Origin of the sequence: Novosphingopyxis sp. (assembly GCF_965218915.1) — a bacterium.
Classification (GTDB): Bacteria; Pseudomonadota; Alphaproteobacteria; order Sphingomonadales; family Sphingomonadaceae; genus Novosphingopyxis.
Map to the genome: position 1 here is coordinate 1,129,178 of NZ_OZ244708.1, position 25,536 is coordinate 1,154,713.

At 65.5% G+C, this 25,536-nt stretch carries 17 protein-coding genes; 3 read left to right on the plus strand and 14 right to left on the minus strand.

All coding sequences use genetic code 11. The annotated features are described in order from the left end of the window. Positions 1-13: 13 nt before the first annotated feature. On the plus strand, positions 14-1,303 hold the full coding sequence (gene eno, locus ACOQPC_RS05215) for a phosphopyruvate hydratase (protein WP_420607595.1): 1,290 nt from the start codon (positions 14-16) through the stop codon (positions 1,301-1,303). 21 nt (positions 1,304-1,324) lie between these two features. Then, a complete protein-coding gene (locus ACOQPC_RS05220) occupies positions 1,325-3,412 on the plus strand; it encodes a malate synthase G (protein ID WP_420608071.1) in 2,088 nt (695 codons plus the stop codon). A gap of 142 nt (positions 3,413-3,554) precedes the next feature. On the opposite strand, the gene maiA is transcribed toward ACOQPC_RS05220, so the two are convergent. The 11 genes from maiA to ACOQPC_RS05275 all read right to left on the minus strand — a co-directional run bounded on the left by maiA (position 3,555) and on the right by ACOQPC_RS05275 (position 20,883). After that, positions 3,555-4,208: a maleylacetoacetate isomerase gene (maiA, locus tag ACOQPC_RS05225; RefSeq protein WP_420607596.1), complete on the minus strand. Its 654-nt coding sequence runs from the start codon at positions 4,206-4,208 to the stop codon at positions 3,555-3,557. 167 nt (positions 4,209-4,375) lie between these two features. Beyond that, a complete protein-coding gene (fahA, locus tag ACOQPC_RS05230; protein WP_420607597.1) occupies positions 4,376-5,665 on the minus strand; it encodes a fumarylacetoacetase in 1,290 nt (429 codons plus the stop codon). 108 nt (positions 5,666-5,773) lie between these two features. Beyond that, a complete protein-coding gene (gene hmgA, locus ACOQPC_RS05235) occupies positions 5,774-7,045 on the minus strand; it encodes a homogentisate 1,2-dioxygenase (RefSeq protein WP_420608072.1) in 1,272 nt (423 codons plus the stop codon). Between the two features lie 145 nt (positions 7,046-7,190). Beyond that, positions 7,191-8,294 carry a 4-hydroxyphenylpyruvate dioxygenase gene (gene hppD, locus ACOQPC_RS05240; RefSeq protein ID WP_420607598.1) on the minus strand — a complete coding sequence of 368 codons (1,104 nt, stop codon included), beginning with the start codon at positions 8,292-8,294 and terminating at the stop codon, positions 7,191-7,193. Between the two features lie 99 nt (positions 8,295-8,393). Beyond that, positions 8,394-9,179, minus strand: a complete 786-nt coding sequence (locus ACOQPC_RS05245) for an enoyl-CoA hydratase-related protein (RefSeq protein WP_420607599.1) — start codon at positions 9,177-9,179, stop codon at positions 8,394-8,396. 110 nt (positions 9,180-9,289) lie between these two features. Next, entirely contained in the window at positions 9,290-10,336 is a 1,047-nt protein-coding gene (locus ACOQPC_RS05250; RefSeq protein WP_420607600.1) for an enoyl-CoA hydratase/isomerase family protein, read from the minus strand. A 127-nt stretch (positions 10,337-10,463) separates the two neighbouring features. Beyond that, positions 10,464-11,606, minus strand: coding sequence for an acyl-CoA dehydrogenase family protein (locus tag ACOQPC_RS05255; RefSeq protein ID WP_420607601.1), 1,143 nt, complete (start codon positions 11,604-11,606; stop codon positions 10,464-10,466). 158 nt (positions 11,607-11,764) lie between these two features. Then, on the minus strand, positions 11,765-13,897 hold the full coding sequence (locus ACOQPC_RS05260) for a TonB-dependent receptor (protein WP_420607602.1): 2,133 nt from the start codon (positions 13,895-13,897) through the stop codon (positions 11,765-11,767). A 229-nt stretch (positions 13,898-14,126) separates the two neighbouring features. Then, positions 14,127-14,372 (minus strand): hypothetical protein, encoded by a 246-nt coding sequence (locus ACOQPC_RS05265; protein WP_420607603.1) that lies wholly within the window; start codon positions 14,370-14,372, stop codon positions 14,127-14,129. Next, positions 14,372-18,610: a translocation/assembly module TamB domain-containing protein gene (locus tag ACOQPC_RS05270; protein ID WP_420607604.1), complete on the minus strand. Its 4,239-nt coding sequence runs from the start codon at positions 18,608-18,610 to the stop codon at positions 14,372-14,374. Before ACOQPC_RS05270 ends, ACOQPC_RS05265 begins: the two co-directional genes overlap by 1 nt. Positions 18,611-18,627: 17 nt before the next feature. Beyond that, on the minus strand, positions 18,628-20,883 hold the full coding sequence (locus ACOQPC_RS05275) for an autotransporter assembly complex protein TamA (RefSeq protein ID WP_420607605.1): 2,256 nt from the start codon (positions 20,881-20,883) through the stop codon (positions 18,628-18,630). Positions 20,884-20,957: 74 nt separating this feature from the next. On the opposite strand from ACOQPC_RS05275, the gene ACOQPC_RS05280 reads away from it, so the two are divergent. Further along, a complete protein-coding gene (locus tag ACOQPC_RS05280) occupies positions 20,958-22,058 on the plus strand; it encodes a YihY/virulence factor BrkB family protein (RefSeq protein WP_420607606.1) in 1,101 nt (366 codons plus the stop codon). A 2-nt stretch (positions 22,059-22,060) separates the two neighbouring features. On the opposite strand, the gene nth is transcribed toward ACOQPC_RS05280, so the two are convergent. The 3 genes from nth to ACOQPC_RS05295 are packed head-to-tail and all read right to left on the minus strand — an operon-like array spanning position 22,061 to position 25,291. After that, positions 22,061-22,720, minus strand: coding sequence for an endonuclease III (gene nth / locus ACOQPC_RS05285; RefSeq protein WP_420607607.1), 660 nt, complete (start codon positions 22,718-22,720; stop codon positions 22,061-22,063). 40 nt (positions 22,721-22,760) lie between these two features. After that, a complete protein-coding gene (gene dapB, locus ACOQPC_RS05290) occupies positions 22,761-23,492 on the minus strand; it encodes a 4-hydroxy-tetrahydrodipicolinate reductase (protein ID WP_420607608.1) in 732 nt (243 codons plus the stop codon). An 11-nt stretch (positions 23,493-23,503) separates the two neighbouring features. Next, a complete protein-coding gene (locus ACOQPC_RS05295) occupies positions 23,504-25,291 on the minus strand; it encodes a cation:proton antiporter (RefSeq protein WP_420608073.1) in 1,788 nt (595 codons plus the stop codon). Positions 25,292-25,536 lie beyond the last annotated feature (245 nt).

Genomic DNA, 25,536 nt, shown 5'->3' on the forward strand with positions numbered 1-25,536 from the left:
AAAGGCCTTTTCCATGACCATCATCGCCCAACTCGTCGGCCGCGAAATTCTCGACAGCCGGGGCAATCCCACCGTGGAAGCGGACATGTTCCTGACCGACGGCAGCATGGGCCGCGCGGCGGTGCCGTCCGGCGCTTCGACCGGCAAATATGAGGCGGTCGAGCTGCGCGACGGGGACGGGGCGCGCTTCGGCGGCAAAGGCGTGTCGAAGGCCGTGGAGGCAATCAACGGCCCGATCGCCGACGCGATCACCGGTATGGACGCGGCCGATCAGGTGGCGATCGACCGCGCGATGATCGCGCTCGACGGAACCGATAACAAAGGCAAGCTCGGCGCCAACGCGATCCTCGGTGCTTCGCTCGCCGCCGCGCACGCCGCCGCCAACAGTTTCGGCCTGCCGCTCTACCGTTATCTCGGCGGCGTCAACGCCAAGACCATGCCGGTGCCGATGATGAACATCGTCAACGGCGGCGCGCATGCCGACAACCGGCTGGATTTTCAGGAATTCATGATCATGCCGGTCAGGGCCGACAGTTTTGCGGAAGCGCTGCGGATGGGCACGGAGGTGTTCCACGGGCTGAAGTCCGCGCTGTCGGCCAAGGGGAAGAATACCGCGGTGGGCGACGAGGGCGGTTTTGCGCCCGATCTTCCATCCGCCGAGGAAGCGCTCGACTTCGTCATGGGCGCGGTGCGCGACGCCGGGTTCGAGCCGGGCGAGGATATGGTCATCGCGCTCGATGTCGCGGCGAGCGAGTTCTTCAAGGACGGAGCCTATGTCTATGCGGGTGAGGGCGTGACGCGGTCCATCTCCGAGCAGGTGGATTATCTCGCCAAGTTGCAGGCGGACTATCCGATCCTGTCGATCGAGGACGGGATGGACGAGGACGATTTCGACGGCTGGAAGCAACTCACGGACCGGATCGGCGGCGATTGCCAGCTGGTCGGCGACGATCTGTTCGTCACCCAGGAAAAGCGCCTGCGCGACGGCATCGAGCGCGGGCTCGCCAATTCGATCCTGATCAAGGTCAACCAGGTCGGCACGTTGACCGAGACGCTGGAGACGGTCGATATCGCGCATCGCCACGGCTACGGCGCGGTCATGTCGCACCGTTCGGGCGAAACCGAGGATACCACCATCGCCGATCTCGCCGTCGCCACCAATTGCGGTCTGATCAAGACCGGCTCGCTCTCGCGTTCCGATCGCACCGCCAAATACAACCAGCTGCTGCGGATCGAGGAGCAGCTGGGCGAGGCCGCGCATTTCGCGGGGGCCGATTTCATGCGGCGCATGGGCCGCGCCTGAATTTGAAGGAATGGACCGATGATGATCGAACGGGCCGGCCTGAAGGTCGAGGAACAGCTTGCCACCTTCATCGAACGCCGGGCGTTGCCGGGCAGCGGCGTCGACGCGGACGCGTTCTGGACGGGGCTTGAAAGGCTGTACGAGCGCTTCGCCCCGCGCAACCGTGCGCTGCTGGCGAGGCGCGACGAGTTGCAGCGGAAGATCGACGACTGGCACCGTACCCATGACGTAACCGCCGAGCCGGACGCCTATCGCGCCTTTCTGACCGAGACCGGCTATCTCGTCGAGGAACCGGCGCCGTTCGAAATCGGCACCCAAAATGTCGATCCCGAAATCGCGACACTTGCCGGCCCGCAGCTCGTGGTGCCCGCGCTCAACGCGCGGTTCGTGCTCAACGCCGCCAATGCGCGCTGGGGCAGTCTCTACGATGCGCTCTACGGCACCGATGTGATTCCGGGCGAAGCGAAGCCCGGTGGGTATGACGCCGAGCGCGGCGCAAAGGTCGTCGCTTGGGCCAAGGCGTTTCTCGACGAGGCGGTGCCGCTGGCGGCGGGCGGCTGGGCGGACCTGCGCGATGGCGACATCGCGCTGGCCGACGAGCGCCAGTTCGTCGGCACGAGCGCGGACGGCAAGGGCCGCCTCTATCGCCACAACGGGCTCCACATCGAGGTGCGCTTCGACCGCGACCATCCGGTCGGCAGGGACGATCCGGCGGGCATCGCCGACGTCATTCTGGAGGCCGCGCTCAGCGCGATCGTCGATCTGGAGGACTCCGTCGCCGCGGTCGATGCCGAGGACAAGGTGCTGGGATATGGCAACTGGCTCGGCCTGATGAAGGGCGACCTTTCGGAAAGCTTCGAAAAGGGCGGCGAGATCGTCACCCGCACCCTCGCTCCGGACCGCGCATATACCGCCCCCGACGGCACCGCGTTCAGTCTGCCCGGACGCAGCCTGCTGCTGGTGCGCAATGTCGGGCATCTCATGACCACGTCCGCTATCACGCTGCCCGATGGCAATGAGGCGCCCGAGGGCATTCTCGACGCCGCCGTCACCGCGCTGATCGGCAGGCATGACGGCAAGGGCGCGCTCGCCAACAGCCGGGCGGGCTCGATATATATCGTGAAGCCCAAGATGCACGGCCCCGAAGAGGCGGCGTTCACCGACGATCTGTTCGCCGCGGTGGAGGACATGCTCGGCCTCGCGCGCAATAGCATCAAGGTCGGCGTGATGGACGAGGAGCGGCGCACCTCCGCCAATCTGGCCGCCTGCATCCACGCGGTGAAGGACCGCATCTTCTTCATCAACACCGGCTTTCTCGACCGCACCGGGGACGAGATGCACACGAGCATGGCGGCCGGGGCGATGATCCCCAAGGGCGAGATGAAATCGAGCGACTGGATCGCGGCCTATGAAGACCGCAACGTGCAGGTCGGCCTCGCGCATGGGTTCTCGGGCAAGGCGCAGATCGGCAAGGGCATGTGGGCCGCGCCCGACCGCATGGCCGACATGATGGCGCAGAAGATCGGCCATCCCCGGACCGGCGCCAACACCGCCTGGGTGCCGAGCCCGACGGCGGCGACGCTGCACGCGGTGCATTATCACCGGGTCGACGTGTTCGGCCTGCAGCAGGAGATTGAGAAGCGCGGGACGCCGGGCCTCGGCAAGCTGCTGACGGTGCCGTTGGCCAGCGATACCAACTTCCCCGATGATGTGATCGAGCAAGAGCTGGAAAACAACATTCAGGGTATTCTGGGCTATGTCGTGCGCTGGATCGACCAGGGCGTGGGCTGCTCCAAGGTGCCCGATATCCACGATATCGGCCTGATGGAGGACCGCGCGACGCTGCGCATTTCATCGCAGCACGTCGCCAACTGGCTGAAGCACGGCATCGTGACGCGGCCGCAGGTCGATGCCGTGTTCGGGCGGATGGCGACCAAGGTCGACGCGCAGAACGCGGGCGACCCGGCCTATCGCCCGATGGCACCGGGGCTGGACGGCATCGCCTATCAAGCCGCGCGCGCGCTGGTGTTCGAAGGCGAGCAGCAGCCGAGCGGCTATACCGAACCCCTGCTCCACGAATATCGGCGGCGGAAAAAGGCGGAGGGCTGAAATTCATTGCCTATGGTTCCCTGCAATTGGCTAAACAGGATGCGGCAACTTTGCATCGGTTCCCCGGCGAAGGCCGGGGTCCATCAGGCGCCGTTCGATGCTGGACCCCGGCTTCGCCGGGGAGCGCTTTGACCTTGTCTCGTCACTTGGTCTCTCCATCCGCATCGGGTTGCCTGTCCGGATGTGCCGCCGCGATGCGTTCGTCCGCCAACGCGCGCTCGGCGACCGCCATCAGCTTCGGAAAGGGCGAGAGGTCGGTCTGGAACCGCGCGGCCGAATAGACCTGCGGCAGCAGATAGCATTCGACCAGGCCCGGCCGGTCGCCGAACGCGAACGCCCCGCCATGTTTCGCGATCAGAGTTTCCAGCGCGGCGAAACCGTCGCCGATCCAGCGATTGACCCAGGACCTGACGCTTTCGGGCGGCTGGCCCAGTTCGCCGGTCAGATATTTCAGGATGCGCAGATTGCCGAGCGGGTGGACATCGCAGCCGATGATCGCCGCCATTCCCCGCACCGCGGCGCGGTCCACGGGACCGGTGGGTAGCAGGGCCGGTTCGGGCCAGCGTTCCTCCAGATATTCGATGATCGCCGGGCTCTGCACCAGCACGTCGCCGCCCACTTCCATCGCGGGCACTAAGCCCTGCGGTTGTAACGCGCGATAGGTCTCGCCATGCTGCTCCCCGGCGCGCAGATCGACCGCGCGATAGTCGTAATCGAGGCCCTTCAGCGCGAGTGCGATGCGCGTGCGATAGCTGGTGCCCGAGCGCCAATAGCCGTGGAGGACGATATCGCTCATCGAATCACCCCGATTTGAAAGTTCGCTGTGGTCTCACACCCGTGCCCTCGAAACTTCGCCCAGACGTTTCCTGTGAACGACGAAGCGAGGGGCGGGTGCATATTGGCCATGCGCCGAACATAATCTTTCAAAGCCAACAAAAACAGGCTCACGAGACCATGATCGCATCAGGGCGCCGGCCGCACCACCGCGCGGCATTCGCCGAAACCGATCGGGACCGCCCCGTCCGCTTTCGCCGTCGCCTTGAGGATGATCTCGTCGCCATCCTCCAGGAAGCCGCGGGTCTCGCCATTGGGGAGCGTGATCGGTTCCTTGCCGCCCTTCGACATTTCCATCAGGCTGCCTAGGCTGTCATCGTTCGGACCCGAGATGGTGCCGGTGCCGAGCAGGTCGCCGGGCCGAAGGTCGCAGCCGTTCGACGCGTGGTGGGTGACGATTTGCGCGACCGTCCAGTACATGTGTTCCGCCGCGCTCTGGCTGAGCCGGTGCGGCGCCTCGCCAGCATCGCGCATCTTGGCCGTCAGCAAAAAGGTGTCGAGTTCGAGCGCCAGCGCGCCGTGCTTCCGATCCCCGGCATCGCTGAGATAATCGAGCGGGGCGGGATCGCCCTCGGGACGCGGGGCCTGCGCCTTGCGAAACGGCGCCATCGCCTCGGCGGTGACCACCCAGGGCGAGACCGTGCTGTGGAAATTCTTCGCCAGAAACGGCCCCAGCGGCTGATATTCCCAGCCCTGCAGATCGCGCGCCGACCAGTCGTTCAGCAGGCCGAAGCCCGCGACATGATCGGGCGCGTCGGCGATGGCGATCGGCTCGCCGAGTGCGTTGCCCGGCCCGATCCACACGCCCAGTTCCAGCTCGTAATCGAGCCGCCGCGAGGGACCGCGCACCGGCGCGTCCTCGTCCGGCGCCTTGCGCTGGCCATTGGGGCGCGTCACCGGCTCGCCCGACACGCGAATGGACGAAGCGCGGCCATGATAGCCGATCGGCACATATTTGTAGTTCGGCAGCAGCGGGTTGTCGGGCCGGAACTGCTTGCCGATGTTCATGGCGTGGTGGATGCCGACGTAGAAATCGGTGTAGTCGCCGATCCGCGCGGGCAGATGCATGGTGCAGTCCGCGGCGTCGTAGAGCAGCGGCTCCACCTTTTCGCGATATTGCTCGTCCGACAGCAGTTCGGAGAGACGCTGGCGAAACGCCATCCGGTCCGCCTTGGGCAGCGCGAAAAAGGCGTTCAGCGTCGGATTTTCCAGTGGCACCACATCGGCGCGCGGCAACAGACCGAGCTCGGCGACCGCCCAGAGATCGAGCACCTTGTCGCCGATCGCGGTGCCGGCGCGCGGGCCTTCGTCCTTGGGGCTGAAGATGCCGAGCGGCAGGTTCTGGATCGGGAAATCGGCGTGGCGATCGGCGCTGGAAACCCAGCTTTTGAGGTCGGGGCTGTGGGTAGAATCGGTCATGAAATCCTCTTAACGGCAACTCGTCATGCCAGCGAAAGCTGGCATCTCTGGCGTTTCAGCACATCCGCCCGAGACCCCAGCTTTCGCTGGGGTGACGAGCCATTCGGGCTAGGGCAACCTCGCCTTCGGAAAATCCGCCCAGGCTTCGTCATAATCCGGCTGGGCGTGGTCCATGGCGAAGCGCGTGGGCCTGTACGGCCAGCAGCTTTCGACCATGAACGCCATGGTGCCGTCGATCTTATGGGGCTTCAACTCGGCGGCGGTCGCTTTCTCCCAGCTCGCCTTGTCCGGACCGTGGCCCGCCATCAGATTGTGGAGCGACAGGCCGCCGGGCTGGAAGCCGCCGCCTTCCTTGGCATCATACTCGCCGTAAATAAGCCCCATCGCCTCGCTCATGACGTTGCGGTGGAACCAGGGCGGGCGGAAGCTGTCCTCGGCCACCATCCAGCGCGGCGGGAAGATCACGAAATCGGCATTGGCGCGGCCCGGCACGTCGCTGGGGGAGGTCAGCACGGTGAAGATCGACGGATCGGGATGGTCGAAGCTGACCGTGTTCATCACGTTGAAGCGCGAGAGATCGTAACGAAAGGGCGCGAGATTGCCGTGCCATGCCACCACGTCGAGCGGGCTGTGACCCAGCGTCGTGGTCCATAACGAGCCGAGATATTTCTGGACGAGCTCGATCGGCTCGTCGCGGTCCTCGTACCAGGCGACCGGCGTCTCGAAATCGCGCGGGTTGGCGAGACCGTTGGCGCCGATCGGCCCGAGATCGGGGAGGCGGAACAGCGCGCCGTGGTTTTCGGCGACATAACCGCGCGCGCTGCCATCGGGCAGCAGCGCGCGAAAACGCACACCGCGCGGGATCAACGCGATCTCGCCGGGGGCTATCATCATGCGGCCGAGTTCGGTCAGCAGTTCGAGACGGCCTTCCTGCGGGATGAAGACCAGTTCGCCGTCGGCATCGACGAACACGCGCGCGTTCATATCGGCGTTCGCGGCATAGACATGCACCGCCACGCCTTCCAGATCGGCGGGGTCGCGGTTGGCGAGCATGGTGGTCATGCCGTCGATCAAGTCGGTGCCGGGCGCCGCCGCCTCGGCCAGCGGGTCCCAGCGCAGGCGATTGGGCGCCAGCGGTTCGTCGATCGTGCCGGGCGCGAAGCGCTGTGCGCCGTCATAGCGGGTAAAAGGCGGATGCTCGGCGCTGGGCCGCATGCGATAGAGCCAGCTGCGCCGGTTCTCGTGGCGCGGCGCGGTGAACGCGGTGCCGCTGAGCTGTTCGGCATAGAGGCCGAACGGCACGTTCTGCGGGCTGTTCTGCCCCACCGGTAGCGCGCCCGGCACGGCCTCGGTCGCGAAATGCGATCCGAAACCGGTCATGTAATCGGCTTCTGTCGTGTCCTCTGAAGTGCTGCGCTCGACGTTCACCTTGCGCTCCTGCGAAGGCAGGAGCCCATCAGGTGAGGGCGCCTGCTGGGCTCCTGCCTTCGCAGGAGCGCAGAACCGTCGGGTGCGAAGATCATCCTCAAGCCTCCGCCTTTGCGCCCTTCTTCAGCACGCCGCGCTGCAGCTGATCGCGTTCGATGCTTTCGAACAGCGCCTTGAAATTGCCCTCGCCGAAGCCTTCGTCCTTCTTGCGCTGGATGATCTCGAAGAACACCGGCCCGAACATGTTGCCGGTGAAAATCTGCAGCAGCAGCCGCGGATCGCCGTCCTCGGTCGATCCGTCGAGCAGCAGCCCGCGCGCCTTCATGTCTTCCACCGGCTCGCCATGGCCGGGGAGGCGTTCGGCCAGCATGTCGTAATAGGTTTCGGGCGGCGGGTCCATGAAGGGCAGGCCATTGGAACGAAGCTGGTCGATCGTCGCGTAGATATCGGGCGTCGACATGGCGATGTGCTGGATGCCCTCGCCGTTGAAATCGACCAGATATTCCTCGATCTGGCCGCCGCCGCCTTCGCTTTCCTCGTTCAAGGGGATGCGGATTTTGCCGTCGGGCGCGGTCATCGCCTTGCTGGTGAGGCCGGTATATTCGCCCTTGATGTCGAAATAGCGGATCTCGGTGAAGTTGAAGAGGCGCTCGTAGAAATCGGCCCAGAACTTCATGCGGCCGCGATAGACGTTGTGGGTGAGGTGATCGACGATGGCGAGGCCGGCGCCCTGCGGATTGCGGTCGACGCCGTCGAAATAGCGGAAATCGATGTCGTAGATATCGGGGGCGCCGTTCTGGCCGTAGCGGTCGATGAAATAGATGAGGCTGCCGCCGATGCCGCGGATCGCGGGGATTTTGAGCTCCATCCAGCCGAGATCGCCGACGGCCGATTCGGCCCCGTTTTCCATCGCGTGATCGAACGCCTTGGCCGCGTCCTCGACGCGCCAGCCCATGGCGCAGGCGCCGCCGGTGCGGTGCTCGCGCACGAAATGCTGCGCCTGGCTGCCGGGCTCTTCGTTGAGCAGGAAGTTGATGCCGTTCTGGCGGTACAGCGTCACCGCCTTCGAGCGGTGCCTCGCCACGGGCGTGAAGCCCATCTGGCGGAAGATGGTGTCGATCTGCTTGGCATCGCCGGCGAATTCGAGGAATTCGAAACCGTCGAGGCCGGCGACATTTTCGGGGAGTTGATGCTGGGTCATGGAACTGATCTCTATGATTTGGTGATTTTCGGTCTGTTACCGAAACGAACGCATGAGGGCGCGGGTTCGATCCATCGACCCGTGCTTAACGATGCGCGGTCAGCGCCCTTTCCATTGCCCCTCGCGCTTTTCGATGAACGCCGCCATGCCCTCCGCCTTGTCCTCGGTGCCGGCGAGAATCTGGAACAGGCGCCGCTCGTGCAGCAGGCCCTGACCCAGCGTCGTCTCGTAGGCTGCGTTGACCATTTCCTTGTTCACCATCGCGGCGAGCGGCGGCATCGCGGCGATGGCTTCGGCTGATTTCAGCGCTTCATCGAGCAGCCGGTCGGCGGGCAGGACGCGCGCGACCAGACCGGCGCGCTCGGCTTCCTGGGCGTCCATCATGCGGCCCGTCAGGCACATCTCCATCGCCTTGGACTTGCCGACGGCGCGCGTCAGCCGCTGCGATCCGCCCATGCCGGGTGCGACGCCCAGCTTGATCTCGGGTTGGCCGAACTTGGCGCTGTCCGAGGCCAGGATGAAATCGGCCATCATCGCCAGCTCGCAGCCGCCGCCCAGTGCGAAACCGTTGACCGCGGCGATCCAGGGCTTGCGCACGGCGTTGACGATGTGGCTGGTCCACTTGGCGAAAAAATCCTCGCGGTAGAAATCGGCCATCGGCTTGTCGGCCATTTCCTTGATGTCCGCGCCGGCCGCGAACGCCTTGTCGCCCGATCCGGTGAGCACGGCGCAGCGCTGGCCGTCGTCCGCCTGATAGGCGGCGAAGGCGTCGATCAGCTCGTCCAATATCTGTGCGTTCAGCGCGTTCAACGCCTTGGGGCGATTGAGCGTGATCAGCGTCACCGCGCCGCGGGTTTCGGCGGTGATGGTTTCGTAGTCGGCCATGATATTTTCCTCTCTTATCATCGTCATCCCGGACTTGATCCGGGATCCAGGGCGAAATGGCATTTCGGCTGGGCTCTGGATTCCGGGTCAAGCCCGGAATGACGGGTTCGCTAGTCCAGCGGCGTCCATTCCTCGCCCGCAGGCATGGGCGCGAAAATCTCGCCCAGCATCGCGTCGGTAACGCCCTCGGGCGTCGGCGGGTCCCATCTGGGGCTGTTGTCCTTGTCGACGATCAGCGCGCGCACGCCCTCCAGAAAATCATGGCGCCCGACGACGTGTGCGCCGATCGCATATTCCCGTTTCATCTCGGCCGCGAAGTCCGGCATGTCGGCGCCTTCCTTCAGCTGGCGCAGCGCGACCTTGCAGGTTTGCGGGCTCTTGGTGCCGAGCGTGTCGCGCTCCTTCACCGCCCATTCGCCGCCGTCCTTGTCGAGCGCTTCGAGGATATCCTCGTAATGGTCGCTGGCGAACAGCCGGTTGATCTTGTCGATATTCTCGGTGATCCGCGCCGGCGGCGGGGTGGCCGACAGCTCGCCGAGAATACCCGCGATGCGGCCGGGCCGTTCGGCGATGCGGTCCCTGGCCTCTTCCAGCTTGTCGGCGGGCAGATAATGGGTGGCGAGGCCGAGCGCGAGGCACTCCGCGCCGTCGATCCGCGCGCCGGTGAGCGCGAGGAACTGGCCGACCCGGCCCTCCAGCCGCGGCAGATACCAGCCGCCGCCGACGTCCGGAAACAGGCCGATGCCGGTTTCGGGCATGGCGAAGCGGGTGTTCTCGGTCGCCACGCGGAAGCGGCTGGGGAGCGAAATGCCCACGCCGCCGCCCATGGTGATGCCGTCCATGAAGGTGACCACCGGTTTGGCATAATCGAATAGCAGATGGTTGAGACGATATTCGGCATGGAAGAATTCGCGCGCTTCCTGCCCGTCTTTCGCGCCGCTCTCGGCCAGCATGCGGATATCCCCGCCCGCGCAGAAACCGCGGCCCTCGCTGTGGTCGATCAATATCGCTTCGACGGCGTCGTCGCCGGCCCATGCCCGCAGCGCCTCGATCATGCCGAAGCACATTTCGGTGGTCAGCGCGTGCAGCGCGGCGGGGCGGTTGAGGCTGATGCGCCCGGCGAGCCCTTCGGTTCGGATGATCAGTTGGTCGGTCATGTTTTTCCTTCTCCCCTCCCGCCTGCGGGAGGGGCAGGGGGTGGGTCTGAATAATGGCGTCGGGGCACGATGCAGTCGCGATCGTACCCACCCCCGACCCCTCCCGCGAGCGGGAGGGGAGTAAAAGCTACTGCCGCAGCAGATCGCGCGAGACGATCATGCGCATGATCTGGTTGGTGCCCTCCAAAATGGAGTGCACGCGCAGATCGCGCCAGAAGCGCTCGATCGGATAGTCCTGCAGATAGCCGTAGCCGCCGAACAATTGCAGCGCGTCGTTGACGATCTTGGAGCCATTGTCGGTGGCGAGGCGCTTGGCCATGGCGGCGAAGCGCGTCTTGTCGGGCGCGCCCTCGGTCACCTTGGCGGCGGCAAGGTAGAGCAGCGCGCGGCTGGCCTCCAGATCGGTCGCCATGTCGGCGAGCATGAACTGGGTGTTCTGGAAATCGGCGATGGCCTTGCCGAACTGGCTGCGGTCCTTGGTATAGGCGATCGCCTCGTCGAGGCAGCGCTGCGCCCCGCCGAGCGAGCAGGCACCGATGTTGAGGCGGCCGCCGTCGAGCCCCTTCATGGCGATGGCAAAGCCCTCACCCTCGTCGCCGACGCGGTTTTCGAGCGGCACGCGGACATCGTCGAAGATCACCTGCGCGGTCGGCTGCGAATGCCAGCCGAGCTTCTTCTCGGGCGCGCCGAAACTGACGCCGTCCATGTCCTTTTCCACGACGAGGCAGCTGATGCCCTTGGGTCCGTCCACGCCGGTGCGCACCATGCAGACGTAAACCTCGTTCTCGCCGCCGCCCGAGATGAACTGCTTCGAGCCGTTGACGACGTAGTGATCGCCGTCCAGTCTGGCGCTGGTTTTCAGCGCTGCCGCGTCGGAGCCCGAACCCGGTTCGGTGAGGCAATAGCTGGCGATCCTGTCCATCGTGACCAGCGACGGCAGATATTTGTCTTTCACAGCCTGCGATCCGAACGCGTCGATCATCCAGCTCGCCATATTGTGGATCGAGATGAACGCGCTGGTGGAGGGGCAGCCATAAGCCATCGCCTCCATGATCAGCGCCGCGTCGAGCCGGCCGAGGCCGATGCCGCCGCTTTCTTCGGACACGTAGATCGATGCGAAACCGAGCTGCGCGGCCTTCACGATCGTCTCGCGCGGAAAAATATGCTCCTCGTCCCACCGGGCCGCCTGGGGCGTGATTTCGTCGGCGGTAAACTTGCGCGCCATATCCTGGATGGCGCGCTGCTCTTCGGTCAGATCGAATTGTGTCATGCGCACGCTTCTATCCGGATGCGGCGCGGCGTCCAGTGTTGACTTTGCTAAGTCGGGTCCGAGTTCATATTCGCACTCAACTTTCGTCATTGCTCCTCGCAATGATGAAAATAATGGATTGAAGCACTACCCTCGTTTTTCGCAGACGCCCCCTCCGATCACAGCGACAGCCGCAAACTCACCCGAATGTCGCGCCCGGCGAGCGGAGCATAATCCTTGAGGAAGCTGGCGTGGCGCCGCGCGGTCACGTCGAAGATGTTGTTCGCGGACAGGATCAGGCTGGTGCGGTTGTCCGGACCGAACGGCTTGTAGGCGATCGACGCGTTGACGCGCGTGAAATCGTCGGTCGGGGTCTCGATCGCCGCCACGCGGGTCTGCTGCGTGCTGTATTCGCCTTCGATCCGGCCGGTGAGAACATCCGACTGCGCTTCGATGCCGCCCAATAGTCGCAGCGGGGGGATACGCGGCGCGGGACCGACGTCGACGATGGTCGCGTGGACATAATCGGCCAGCCCGTCGACGTTGACCGCATAATCTCCGAACTGCGCCAGCCGCGCCGATCCCTCGACCTCGAAGCCATAATAACGCGCCTCGGCCTGATTGAACTGGAACACGGGGAGGCCATCCTCCAGTTCTCCGGTCTGCTGATCGTAGATGAAATCGTCGAACCAGTTATAATAGCCGGACAACGACAGGCTGTAGCCTGCGCCGGAACCGCGCAACGAGGCTTCGAGACCTTTGCTGCGCTCCTTCTTGAACGTCGGATCGCCGATCTCGAACGCCTGCGTGCCGGCGTGCGGGCCGTTGGGATAGAGCTCCTCGGCCGCGGGCGCGCGCTCGGTATAGGAGCCGCTGAGGCCGATGCGCCAGCCGTCGAAGATGCCGTAGCTCGCGCCGAGCGAACCCGAATAGGCGTTGAAGGTGCGGTTGATATCGCCATTGCCGAGGTCATCGTCAGCAAAGGCATCCACCGTGCTGTGCTCATAGCGTCCGCCGGCTTCGGCGCGCAGGGGGCCGAGGTCGAAGCTTTGCAACGTGAAAATGCCATATTGCTGCGTCCGGTTGCGGGGCAGGAATTTTTCCTCGCCGACCACGTTGAAATCGCGCACGAGCAATTGCCCGCCGATCGCGCCTTCCCAGCTGCCGCGTTTCGCCTGGACCAGCTCCAGCCGTGTCTCGATGCCTTGATTGAAGAAGCTGGTGCCGATCTCGCCGGTGTCTTCGAGTTCGTCGTGGCGGTAATCGGCGAAACCGGCGCGCAGCTTGATCCTATCGAGAAAACCGCCGCCGGTATCGACTTCGGCGCGCAAATCGGCGCGGGTCTGTTTGACGTCGAGCGTAACCATTTCGGCTTCCTCGCCGGGGCTCAGAGCGTAGCGAACCGGGACGCCGTAAAGGCTGTCGTAACGGTTCACCGAAAATCCGATGCTGCCGCCATCGTCGATGAACGCGAGGCCCGCGGCAAGATCCGATGTTTCGGAGGCGCTGTTGGGAAGCTTGCCGCGCAGGTTCGCGAGCGCCGCGATCTCGGGATCGTCGCTTGCCACCGCTTGGGCGCGCAGGGCCGGCGAGAGGATAAAACCGCCGGTCTCCAGATCGCCGGTCCTGGTGTAGCTGGCATCGGCATGGGCGACGAAGCGACCGCCGACCGGGACATCGACCGAGCCGGAGACCGAGCGTTCGTCCGACGCGCTGCCATAGGTGGCGATGCCGTCCGCGTGGACCGGCTCGTCCGGCACGCGGCGGGGGATGCGGCTGTCGATCACGTTGACCACGCCGCCGATCGCCGACGAACCGTAGAGCAGGGCCGAGGGGCCGCGCAGCACCTCGATCCGGTCGGCGGTCAGCGGGTTGATGACGACGGCATGGTCGACGCTGGTGTTCGAAACGTCGAAGCTGCCGATGCCGTCGGTCAGCACGCGCACCCGTTCGCCTTGGAAACCGCGCAGGATCGGGCGCGACGCGTTGGGACCGAAGGAGGTCGCCGAGACGCCGGGCTGGCGCTCCAGCGTCTCGCCGATGGTCGGCTTGAGATCGCGGGTCAGCTCGACGCCGGTGAGTACCGAGGTGCCCGACAGCACGTCGAGCCGGTTGCGCTGGAACGGGGCGGTGACGATGATTTCCTCGGACGGATCATAATGATAGGAATCGTCCTGATCCGAAGTCGTGGTTTGAGGGGCACCTGGGGCGGGCGGGGCCACGGAGGGCGGAGTTTGCTGGGCAAAGGCGGCGGCCGGGATCAGGATCGAGGCCAGGGCGGTGCAGGCCCGGAAGCGGGAGAGGTTCATCATATGCCCTTTGGCTGTGAGTGAGAAATCTCGCTCCGGCTAAGAGAGATGTTACAACGTTACAAGTAAGAAATGCCGGATTAGGGACGAACGGACGTGCTAAAACGATGAACCGCATGCTGGGTTTGTTTTAGCTACCGCATTTACATTCGTCATTGCGAGGAGGCCCGGATTTATCCGGGCTGACGCGGCAATTCATGGGCACGGCAGCGCTACACCGCCCTGGAGGCGCCTATCGCTTCGCGGGAGTTGCCGTGGGCCTGGCCGCCGGGCTAGTTTCCAAAGGCCGATTGACCCGAATGTCGGCGTCGACCGACTTCATCTGCGCGGCCAAGTCGGCGTCGAGCTGCTTGGCACGGGCCTCGATCTCTTCCGCGGTCCGGTCATATTGCTCGTCGAAATCGGGTTCTTGCTCGCACGCCCCGAGCAGCGCCGACGCGGCGAGCAACAGCATGACGGACGGCACCGCGCGGCGCATCAATAATCCTTTTTATACTGCACGTTCACGTTGGACTGGCCGAAACTGCCGAAGCTGCTGAGGACCGACAGGAATGGCGTCAGCGTCACCTCGAGCTGGGTGGCGGTGAAGCCGCGCGCGTCGGTGATGATCTCGATATAGACGTCGTCGGTCAGATATTTGCCCGCGGCCAGCGCGGTGCCCCGCCCGGTGGCTTCGTCTCCGCCCAATATCCGCAACCGGTCGATGCCGGTCGCCGCCTGCAGTTCGCCGAGCGGATTGAACCCGCCACCGCCGCCGCGCAGGCTGTTGAGCGAGGAGGCGAGCTGGACCGCCTGGATCGCCGACAGATTGGCGACCGAACTGCCGAACAGGATGCGGCTGATAATCTCGTCCTGCGGCAGCGCCGGCGTGGAGGTGAAGGCGATCTGCGGGTTCTGCGCGCGGCCGGTGACGTTGAGGATCGCGGTGACCCCGTCGACATCGGACTGCGCGGCGATCTTGATCGTCGGATTGGTCAGCGCCCCACCGCTAAAAGTGATGAGGCCTTCGGTCAGCTCGAAGCTGTTGCCGGCGAAGCCATAGGTGCCGCGCACCAACGAGACCTGGCCGCCGATCACGGGGTTGGCGGTGGTGCCGGTGATCCGGAGGTCGGTCGCCCATTCGGACTCCAGTCCCATGCCGGAGATGTATATCTGATCGTCGGCCTTGATGGTGACCGCGAGATCGAACACCGTCGGCAAGCCCGCCCCGGGCTCCGCGTCTCCGGTGATCTTCTGCCGGCCCAGCGGCGGCTTGCGGCGCACGCCGGTCAGCACCGGAACCTGCGGACCACCCTGGCGGATGATCTTGTAGCGGGTTTCGGGCAGCTCGATTGTGCCCGCGATCCGCGCGTTCGAACCGGGCTGGTTGGTGATCCGGATCTGACCCGTCGCGGTCGAGGAGATGTTGTCGCTGCGCGCCAGCCGCGCGTCGTCGAGCTTCAGCTGCAGATCGAGCGGGAAGCCCTTGTCGGCACTCAGGCTGACATAGCCCGATCCCTGCACGCTGCCGTCGCCCGCCACCGCGCGCAGCGTATCGAGCTGGAACCGGTCGTTGCTGAAGGTGCCCGCCAGCTTCATCTGGCTGAGCCGCGTGCCGTAGACCTCGTTCTCATACGTCAGATCGTTGGCCCGTACGAGGCCATTCAGCTGCGGAGCCTGGACGCGCCCGCCGAAATCCGCGGCCAATCCGATCGCGCCCTTCAGCGTCTGATCGGGCACCGCGGCGAAGCTGAACAATGTACTGGCGGGGCCGTTATAGCGGATGCCGCCGCCGAGCGGCGCCGCGAGCACGCGCGTGGTCCAGCTGCCGTTTCCGGGCGGCAGCGGGGTCAGCGTGGCGACCATCCGGCCAATCACGGTCGATCCCTGCCGCAGCACCGCGCGCGCGTCGCCGCCGCTGGGCAGCAATTTGCCGACGAAGTTGATGTCGATCGGCGTGGACACCGCCGACAGGCTGGTGCGCGTGAAGCGGTCGATCTTGAGCCGCGCATCGGCGCGCGGGAAGCTGCCGTCGGCGGGCTGGCTGAAATCGAGGCTGCCGTTGGCCTTGCCGCCGAGCCCAAGGCCGGGAGAAATGGTGTTGGCGATCGAGAGGTCGACATTGTTGAGCCGGCTCTGCAGCTCCAGCGCCGTGCCGTAATTCCCGGCCAGCTGCAACGAACCGCTCGATAGCAGGATGGTAACCGGCTGCAGGCGATAATTGCCGTTGCCGGGAATGATCCGCGCCGGGCTCTTGGTTTTGAAATCGATGCTGTTGGCGCGCCCGTTCAGTGCCACCCGCCAGAGGTCGGGTTTCAGATCGGCGTTGCCGGCAATGCGAAAGGGCACGCCGTTGCGCCCTTCGGCGTACAGCTTCGCGGTGCCGTTACCGCCCTGATAATTCACCTTGGCGCGCGCGGCATTGATGCTGAGTTCGCCGTAATTGGTGTTGGCGAACTGGACGTCGGCGACCACCGAAGGCTGCGCGTAGAGCGTGACCGTGGCATCGATGATCGCGCGGCCGATGCTGACGTTGTATTTGCCCGGCAGCCTGGCGTTGTTGGCGCGCGCGTCGATCACCGCCTGCTGGACGCCCGATACCGAGGCGAGCTGAACGACGCCGTTGATGCCCGAGCCGTTGGCGTTGAGGCGGCCGGCGAAGGGTCCCGCCGCGGTTTGCCGCACGCGCCCGTCGAACGCGATCCCGGCAAAATTGGCCTTGGCGATGTCGATCGTCAGCGCGCCGCCGGTAATGACGGTTAGGTCCGCGTCGAACGGACCGTAGTCGGTATCGCCATTGGCGATCACCGCATAGCCGGCGCCGCCGCCCTTCACCCGTGCCTTGAAATTGGCGAGGCCGATGCCGAAGCCGGGCTGGTCGGCGGTGAGCACGGCGGTGGGGTTGGTCAGCGTACCGGTGAGTTGCAGCCCGAGTGGGCCATATTGGCGCGACACGCCTTGGCCGGAAAAGGCGATCTGCCCGTCCGGCGAATAGCTGCCCGACCCGCCGGTCAGGCGGAAGGCGGGCGAGGCGACGTTGAGATTGCGCAACCGCGCCACGCCATCGCTGCCGAACGCGAAATCGGTCGACACCAGCGTGTTGCCGCCGAGGAAATCCTTGGCGCTTTGGTTGAAGATCTGGGTCGATCGCACGCGGATCTTGCCGCCGAGCGTGAAGCCGCCCTGGTTGTTGGCTTTGAGATCGGCCTGCGTGTTGATGTTGAAGATGCCGACGCTCTCGATCCGGTAATTGTTGAGCTGGCCTTGCAGCGCGCCGGTGTAGAGCCCGGTCGACATGTCGGCGAGGATCAGCGCCTCGCCCTGCAATCGGTCCGATCGGATGCGCAGATTGTCGCTGAGGATGCGCGGGCCGTCGACCGCGATATCGCCGCTGAGCCGCACGTTGGTGAGCAGCTCGCCCGCGGTCGCGTTCAGCCCGGTGATCCGGGCGGCGCTGGCGTTGACGGGGATCAGGATACGGTCCGCGTCGACCCTCGCCGCGCCCTCGGCGACAAGCCGTTCGACCACGATATCGTTGAAGCCGAGCGCCGCGGCGTTGAGCTTGTAGGCGACGGCCGGCGTGCGGAAATCGCCGTCGAGCACCAGATTGGCGCGGATGCCCCTGCCGTTCAGATTCTCGGCCAGGGTCGAGGGCTTGTTGAGCAGAAAGTCGAGCTTGAACCCGTCGAACTCATTCTTGCCCAGATCGATCAGCCCGTTGGCGGCGAGCGCGAAATTATCCGACGAGACGGTGCCCTTCAGGTCGTAGCGGCTGTTGTCGACCTTGGTGGTGAGATCGATCCGGGTGAGGGGCGAGAGCAGCGCCTTGGTCGGGCCGGTCATCAGCAGGCCGGGATTGGTGTCGCCGCGCACGCGGAAAGTCCCGTCACGCGCCGCCAGATCGACCGCCGCGATCCGATCGCCGCCCAGATTGGCGAGCAGCTTGCCGTCCCAGCGCTGCCAGTCGCCCGCGCCCTTCAGCTGCGCGCGGATCGGCTGCTGCAGATTGGTGAAGCTGGCGACCAGACCATCGGCCGGGGCGCTGAGATCGAGATCGATGGCGAGCCTGTTCTGCTCGGGCGCCGCGTCGAGCTTGACCTGCACCACGTCGCCGCCCGCCAGGCCCTGCTGGCGCAGCGTCTTGGCGTTGAGCATCAGCTTGGCGACCTGGTTCTTGATGGCGACGCTGCCGGCGAGCGAGGCGATGCTGCGCTTGCCCGCCACCGGCTCTTCGAGGATGAGCTGCTGGACGTTCAATTTGTCGACATTGATATCGAAGCCCGGCAGCAGCGGCGCGTTCTGGTCTTCCGACGGGATCAGTTCGGGCAGGCGCATCAGCCGCACCTGCGGCGATTCGAGCGCGTGAACGTCTAGCAAATTCCGCGTCGCGAAGTTCAACGGGCTCCAGTCGACGCGTACCCTCGGCGAAGTGGCGAACACGCCCTTCGGATCGCGCAGGGTGAGGCCGACGATCGTCAAGTCGCCGTAGAGCGAGCCGTCGATCCGATCGATATCGATGTCGAGGCCGGAGGCGAGTTCGAGATTGTTGATCTGCTTGACCGCGAAGCTGCGGCCCGGCGCGGTGTTGAGGCCGATGACGATCAGGACGACCAGCACCAGTAGCACAGCAACGGCGATGCCGAGCCATTTGACGATCTTCAGCGCGACATGGCGCCCGCGATGGTCATGCGTATCGGAATACTGCTCCGTCACCGTTTCGGTCCCGACCGGTTCCATGGCGCCCTCTTCGGCCATCAGAAGGCCTGCCCGATCGACACATAGACCGAGACGATGCTCTCATTGGGTTGGCGGTTCAGCGGCGTCGCGACGTCGAGGCGGAACGGCCCGAAATTGGTGTAGAAACGCCCGCCGATGCCGACGCCGTAGCGCAGGTCGCTGCCCTTGGGCAGCACGCTGTCATAGACCTGCCCCGCATCGGCGAACGCGACGACGCCGAAATTGCCGAACCGATAGCGCCCCTCGATCGCGGCTTCGTTGATGCTGCGGCCTCCGATCGGGCGGCCGTTGGGATCCTTGGGACCGAGCTGCTGATAACCGAAGCCGCGCACCGATCCGCCGCCGCCGGCATAATAGCGCCGCGACGGGGCGAGGTCGTCGCGGTCGATTCCCGGGATCGACCCGGCGCGCACGCGGCCCGCCAGCACGAAGCTGTCGCCGAAGGGATAATAGGCGCTGCCTTCGATCAGGGCGCGCGCGTAGGTCCGCGTACCGTCGTTCAGCGCGACCTCGGGCGAAAGCCGCGCGGTCAGGCGGTAGCCCTTGGTCGGGTTGAGCAGATCGTCGGACCGGTCGAACGTCACCTGGCCGGGCAGCGCAGCGATGAAATACAGCTCCTTCTCGCGCGCGCCGAGCGGCTCGTTATAGCCCTCTTCATAGGAGCCGACGAGTTCGAAGCCGTAGCTGTAGGTCAGCGGCTTCTGCCAGATCGGCGTCGAATCGTAGGAGATGCGCCCGGCCAGCCGACCGGTCAGCGCGTTATACGCGTCGAAGTCGCTGCGCGCGGCGTTGAGCGTCAGTTCGACGGTGCGGTCTCGCTTGCCCGCATTGGAACGGCGAAAGGTGACGCCCGCGCCCTGTTCCTGCGTGCCCGCGACGGCGCTCGCGATCAGCGCGCCTTCCGGCGGGAACAGGTTGCGATGCTGCCAGCTGCCCTCGACGCGGAAGCCCTGGCCCGTGCCATAGCCCGCGCCGCCCGAGATGGTGCGCGGCGGACCGGCGTCCTGCACCACTTGCAAGTTGACATATTCGGTGCCGTCCGGCCCTGCCTCGCCGGTCTGTTTCGGCTCGACGGTGACCGTGCTGAACAGGCCGGTGGCGACCAGCGCGCTGCGCAGATCGTCGGTCAGCCGGCTGTCGTAAAGCTGCCCCCGATCGAAGCGCGCGAGCAACTCCACATGCTCGGCGTCAAAGGCGAGATCGCCGCTGGTGGTGAAGCCCCCGAAGCTCGATCGCGGGCCGGGGGTGATCGGCAGTACATAGGCGCCGGTAACGGGAACCGGATCGAGCAAGATGTCGCGTTGGCCAAGCTTGAAAAAGGGATAGCCTTGTTGCGGCATCGCGACCGACAGGTTCGCTTCGGCGGCGAGCACCCGCGCCGCGACGATCGGTTCGCCGACTTTTATGCCGAAATTCTTGGTCAACAGATCGTCGGGCACCACCGGCGGCGCGTCGAGGTCGATCGAACCGAAGGTGTAACGCTCGCCGGGGCTCACGTTCAGCACAGCCGTGGCCTTGCCGCCGTTCTGATCGGGCAACTCCAGCGAACCGTTGACGCTGGAATCGTAATAGCCTTCGCTCTCCAATATGCTGACGATCAGGTCCTGATCGCTGGTCAGCCGCGCCTGCACCTGCGCGGCATTGGCGGCGCTGCCGTCGCCGTCTTCCAGCGCGGACAGATCGGCGAAAAGATCGCCGACATCGACGTCCTCGACCTTGTCATTCACCGGTTCGAGCCCGTCGATGCGGTAGGCATATTCGATCTCGACATTCTCGTCGTCGGGCGTTTCGCCCTCGATCGTCACCGGTTCGACCTGGAATTCGGACAGCGCCGGTAGCGGCTCCTCGATCGCCGGATCGGTGATCGGCGCGTCGGCCAGCGCTTCCACTGTGTCGCCATCCTGCGCGGCTGGCAGCGCTTCGGGCGAACCGGCATCGGCGGACGCGGCGCGCTGCTCGGCTTCGGCCTCCAGCGCATCCTGGCGCGCCTGAAAATCCTCCATCGATTCGAGCGGAGCGTTCATCTCCGGGTCGAGTTCGGGCACGACCTGCTCGAACTCCTCGTCGGAGATGATCGGCTCGTCGCGGTCCTGATTTTCGGGCGATGCCGCCGCGGAAGCGTCCGGATCGGCGGGTGTCGCTTGGGCATCGTCGGACCGCCCCTCGTCTTGCAGTGCGAGGAGACCGGTCGGCGCGATGGCGATAGCGCAGGCAATCGCATATTTAAAGGGGCGACATGCGCCCTCGCCGTGATACACCGGCACCGACCTCACCCCAGATGCGTTGAATTGTGATCCTTAGCATGGGGGTTTGGCTAGGGCTAAGCGAAAAAGACAGGGAATATGCGATGGATGATGCGGCGATGCCCGATGGCAACAGTGAGGGCGGCGGGCATTTGCAGGCTGGTCAAACTGCCGTGACTCCCTGGCAATTACCACCGCGCGCCTGGTGGCAGATCCTCAAGCGTTGTTTCGTGATGAACGGCTTTCACAATCTGCCGCTGCTGGCCGCGGGAGTGGCCTTTTACACCTTTCTGTCGGTTACGCCGCTGCTCGCCTCGACGGTGCTGTTGTACGGACTGATCGGCGATGCCGGCACGGTCGAGCGCTCGATGCGCACGGTGATCGAGCTGGTGCCCGCCGACGCCGCCCGGTTGATTCAAGAGCAGCTCAGCGGCGCGGTGGAAACGAGCGGCGGCGTGGCGGGGATCGCGCTGGCCGTCAGCCTGTTTCTCGCCATCTTCGGCGCCTCGCGCGCGTCCAAGGGGCTGATCGGCGCGCTCAATATCATCAACGAGGAGCATGAGACGCGCTCGATCGTGAAGTTCAACCTCACCTCGCTCGGCCTGACCCTGGCGGCGGTGTTCGTAGCCGTCGTCGGCATCGGTTCGGCCTCGGTCTTCGCGGTGCTTCAGACGATCAAGCTGGGCTTCGCCGACAGCGCGCTGGCGAGTCTGATCAAAGTGCTGACCTGGGTGTTCGCGCTGCTGCTCGGCAGTTTCGGCTTCGGTCTCATCAATCGCTTCGGCCCCGATCGGCGCGCGGCGAAGTGGCAGTGGCTGACGCCAGGATCGCTGCTCTCCACCATGCTGTGGATCGCAGTGTCCTTCGGCTTCAGCCTCTACGTCGCGTTCATCAGCGATTACAACGCCACCTACGGGTCGCTGTCGGGCATCGTGGTGTTTCTGATGTGGCTGTTCCTGAGCTGTTACGCATTGCTGCTCGGCGCCTTGCTGAATGCCGAAGCCGAGCGGCAGACGGCGACCGACACCACCGTCGGCCGCGAGCGGCCCTCGGGCGAGCGCGGCGCGGTGATGGCAGACCTGCATCTGGCCGACGATGTCGATGCCAAGGTGCTCGAGAAGCGCCGCGTCCGCCGCGCCAACCGTGCCGCACGAAAGGCTTCGCGCGGAGACGCCGATCTGTCCGAGGAAGCGCAGCCTAACTGATCTCATGGCTTGGTCTTGCGCTCTTCCGGGGCAAGCGTCTTGGGCTCGAACCGGCACAGATCGGCGATGCGGCAGCGCCAGCATTCCGGCGTGCGCGCCTTGCAGACATAGCGCCCGTGCAGGATCAGCCAGTGATGCGCGTGGACGCGGAACGGCGCGGGGACCGTCTGGTCGAGTTTCTTCTCAACCGCCAGCACGGTCTTGCCCGGCGCCAGGCCGGTACGGTTGCAGACGCGGAAGATATGCGTGTCGACGGCAAAGGTCTCCGCGCCGAAGGCCGAGTTCATCACCACGTTTGCGGTCTTGCGCCCCACGCCGGGCAGCGCGGTCAGGGCGTCGCGGTCCTGCGGCACCCGGCCGTCGTGATCGGCGATCAACGCCTTTGACAAGGCGACCACGTTCTTGGCCTTGTTGTTGTAGAGCCCGATCGTCCTGATGTGCTCCTTCAGCCCGTCGACGCCCAGATCGACCATGGCCTGCGGCGTTGTCACCTCGTCGAACAACCGCCGCGTGGCCTTGTTGACGCCGACGTCGGTCGATTGCGCGGAGAGCGTGACCGCGACCAGCAGCTGATAGTCGTTGCCATATTCCAGCTCGGTCTCGGGATGCGGATCGTCCTCGGCCAGGCGCGAGAACAGCTCGATGATATCGGCTTTTTTCATTGATCCAAGCTCCCCACGGTAAAGGGGGTAAGGCAAATATTCAAACCCCAAGCACATCGCTCATGTCGTAACGTCCCGGCCGCTGCCCCGGCAGCCACAGCGCGCCGCGCACCGCGCCTTTTGCAAAGATCGCGCGGTCCTCGGCGAAATGCGCCAGCTCGATGCGCTCCTGCGGCCCGGCGAAGATCACCCGGTGGTCGCCCGCCACCGATCCGCCGCGTAGGGATGCAAAGCCGATCGCGCCGTCCGCGCGCGCTCCGGTGAGGCCCGCGCGGCCTTCCTCGGTCACTTCGGCGAGCGTGACGCGCCGCCCCTCGGCGGCTGCTTCCCCTAGCAACTTCGCGGTCCCGGACGGCGCGTCGACCTTGTGGCGGTGGTGCATTTCCAGGATTTCGATGTCCCAATCCTCGCCCAGCCGCCCGGCGGCATCGCGCACCAGCGCGGCGAGCATGGCGACGCCGAGCGAGGTGTTGCCGGTCTGGATCACGGCGATGTCTTTCGCGGCATTCTCGATCAGATAATGGTGGCGTTCCATGAGGCCGGTGGTGCCGATCAGGATCGGCGCGCGCGCGGCCAGGCAGGCGTCGAGCGTCGCCTCCAGCGCTTGCGGAGAGGAGAAATCGACCAGCACGTCGGCGGCCCCGGCCAGCGCCGAGACGTCGCCGTCATGATCGATCCCGCCGGCCAGCTCCGCCTCGGCGCTCGCCGCGATGGCCTCCGCGATGGCGCGGCCCATGCGGCCTTCGCTGCCGACGATTCCGATGGCGGTCATATGGGGTCCCCTCAGGTTTCGGCGGGATCGCCGGGTGCGCGCGAGCGCAGGGTCTGCGTCTTCAGGCTCGGCTTTTCGGTGAGGCCGCCCAGTTCCATGATCTGCCGGCGATACTGGTCGCGCTTGTCATGGATCGAGGCGATCACCGGACCCATCGGCACGCCGAGATCGACCAGCACCGCTTCGGACAATTGCAGCGAGGATTCGAGCGTTTCGGGCACCGCGTCGGTCGCGCCCGCGCGGTAGAGTTCGGCGGCGTGATCGGCGTCGCGGGCGCGCACGATGATCGGCAGGTCCGGCACCCAGCCGCGCACGCGTTTCACCACATTGGCGGCGAGCACCGGCTCGTCCATGGTGATGATCAGCGCGCGGGCGTGGCCGAGCTTGAGCCGGTCGACCATTTCGGGCCGCGCGACATCGCCGAAGATGATCGGATAGCCCTCGCGCCGGCCGGCGGCGACGCAGTCGATGTCCGAATCGACGCACAGGAACGGCTGGTCGTGGGTCTTGAGCATATCGGCCACGAGCCGCCCGACGCGCCCGAAGCCGATGACGATGGTGCGCGGCTCGTCCGCGGGCACCTCGTCGGGTTGGTCGTGCTGCTTGAGTTCGATCCGGCGCGCGACGTCATGGCCGACCCGAGCGAGGATCGGCGTGATGGTGAGCCCGATCGCGGTGACGATGGTCCAGAAGGCGGCGGTTTCGGGCTGGATGATCGCGGCCTCGGCGGCGGCGGTGAGCACGATCAGCGTGGTTTCCGACGGGCTCGACATCAGCACGCCCGCTTCCGCAGCCGTGCCGGTGCGCGCGCCCGATAATTTGAGCAGCGCGCCGGTGACCAGAGTCTTCACCGCGACCACGCCGACCACCGCGGTGACCAGCGAGACCCAGTTTTCGGCGAGCACGCGCAGATCGATCTGCATGCCCACGGTGATCAGGAACACGCCCAGCGCCAGCCCCTTGAACGGCTCGGTGATCACCTCGACCTCGCTGCGATAGTCGGTCTCGGCGATGAGCAGACCGGCGAGCAACGCGCCGACGATCGGCGACAGGCCGACCGCGCTGGTGGCCAGGCTGGCGACTATGACGACGAGCAGCGAGGCGGCCAGGAACAGTTCGGGGCTCTTGGTCCGCGCCGCCTGGCCGAACAATTTGGGCAGGACGAAGCGGCCCAGCACCAGCATGGCACCGATCACCGCGGCGCCCATCCAGACCGTGGTCATCAGCCCTTCGACACCTTCGCTCGCGGCATAGGGCGCCAGCGCGCCGAGCATGAAGATGATCGGGACGATGGCGACGTCCTCGAACAATAGCATGGCCAGCGCCGAGCGGCCGACCTGGCTGGTGGTGCCCGAAATCGGGAGCACCAGCGCGGTGGAGGAGAGCGCGAGCGCCAGCCCGAGCCCCATCGCCCCGGCCGCGCCCTGTCCCATTGCAAACAAGGCGAGGCCGATGATCAGGCCCGATCCCAGCAACTCCGCCGCGCCGACGCCGAAGACGAGTGCGCGCATGTCCCAGAGCCGGCGGAAGCTGAGCTCCAGCCCGATCGAGAACAGCAGCAGGATGATGCCGAATTCGGCGAACGGCGCGATCGCCGCGCGGTCGGTGATCGTGACGTAATAGAGCCATGGCGCGTCGGCCACCATCGCGCCGAGCCCGCCCGGCCCGACGAGAATGCCGACCAAGATGAAGCCGATGATCGGCGTGATGCGAAACCGCGCGAACAGCGGGATGACGATCCCCGCCGCCCCCAAGATGACCAAGGCGTCGCTGACCTGGTCGCTCAATCCCCCGTGCATCATGAGCGCTGTTTACCGCGCGCCCGTGAAATCGCAAAGACTCCGGAGCGATAGCGGGCATCTCTGGAAGTTCGCAAGAGACCGTACACGCCCCCCGCCATCTTGGGCCGAACCGTTTTGCGTGGCCGACCAGTGGTCGTGGAAAAAGCCACAGGCGGTCGGGCGGTCGATCATTCGAAGAACATATCAGAAACGCCGTCCGTACGCCAGCGTCATGGCTCGATCATCCGTCGAGATTCAGGAGC

What these genes read in the sequence shown, in the direction of transcription:
- ACOQPC_RS05270 (WP_420607604.1), bottom strand. Translation starts at nt 18,610, where the DNA reads ATGGAACCGGTCGGGACCGAAACGGTGACGGAGCAGTATTCCGATACG.
- ACOQPC_RS05245 (WP_420607599.1), bottom strand. Translation starts at nt 9,179, where the DNA reads ATGGCCGACTACGAAACCATCACCGCCGAAACCCGCGGCGCGGTGACG.
- ACOQPC_RS05295 (WP_420608073.1), bottom strand. Translation starts at nt 25,291, where the DNA reads ATGCACGGGGGATTGAGCGACCAGGTCAGCGACGCCTTGGTCATCTTG.
- hmgA (WP_420608072.1), bottom strand. Translation starts at nt 7,045, where the DNA reads ATGACCGGTTTCGGATCGCATTTCGCGACCGAGGCCGTGCCGGGCGCG.
- maiA (WP_420607596.1), bottom strand. Translation starts at nt 4,208, where the DNA reads ATGAGCGATATCGTCCTCCACGGCTATTGGCGCTCGGGCACCAGCTAT.
- nth (WP_420607607.1), bottom strand. Translation starts at nt 22,720, where the DNA reads ATGAAAAAAGCCGATATCATCGAGCTGTTCTCGCGCCTGGCCGAGGAC.
- eno (WP_420607595.1), top strand. Translation starts at nt 14, where the DNA reads ATGACCATCATCGCCCAACTCGTCGGCCGCGAAATTCTCGACAGCCGG.
- dapB (WP_420607608.1), bottom strand. Translation starts at nt 23,492, where the DNA reads ATGACCGCCATCGGAATCGTCGGCAGCGAAGGCCGCATGGGCCGCGCC.
- fahA (WP_420607597.1), bottom strand. Translation starts at nt 5,665, where the DNA reads ATGACCGATTCTACCCACAGCCCCGACCTCAAAAGCTGGGTTTCCAGC.
- ACOQPC_RS05220 (WP_420608071.1), top strand. Translation starts at nt 1,325, where the DNA reads ATGATCGAACGGGCCGGCCTGAAGGTCGAGGAACAGCTTGCCACCTTC.
- ACOQPC_RS05265 (WP_420607603.1), bottom strand. Translation starts at nt 14,372, where the DNA reads ATGCGCCGCGCGGTGCCGTCCGTCATGCTGTTGCTCGCCGCGTCGGCG.
- hppD (WP_420607598.1), bottom strand. Translation starts at nt 8,294, where the DNA reads ATGACCCAGCATCAACTCCCCGAAAATGTCGCCGGCCTCGACGGTTTC.
- ACOQPC_RS05260 (WP_420607602.1), bottom strand. Translation starts at nt 13,897, where the DNA reads ATGATGAACCTCTCCCGCTTCCGGGCCTGCACCGCCCTGGCCTCGATC.
- ACOQPC_RS05250 (WP_420607600.1), bottom strand. Translation starts at nt 10,336, where the DNA reads ATGACCGACCAACTGATCATCCGAACCGAAGGGCTCGCCGGGCGCATC.
- ACOQPC_RS05255 (WP_420607601.1), bottom strand. Translation starts at nt 11,606, where the DNA reads ATGACACAATTCGATCTGACCGAAGAGCAGCGCGCCATCCAGGATATG.
- ACOQPC_RS05280 (WP_420607606.1), top strand. Translation starts at nt 20,958, where the DNA reads ATGGATGATGCGGCGATGCCCGATGGCAACAGTGAGGGCGGCGGGCAT.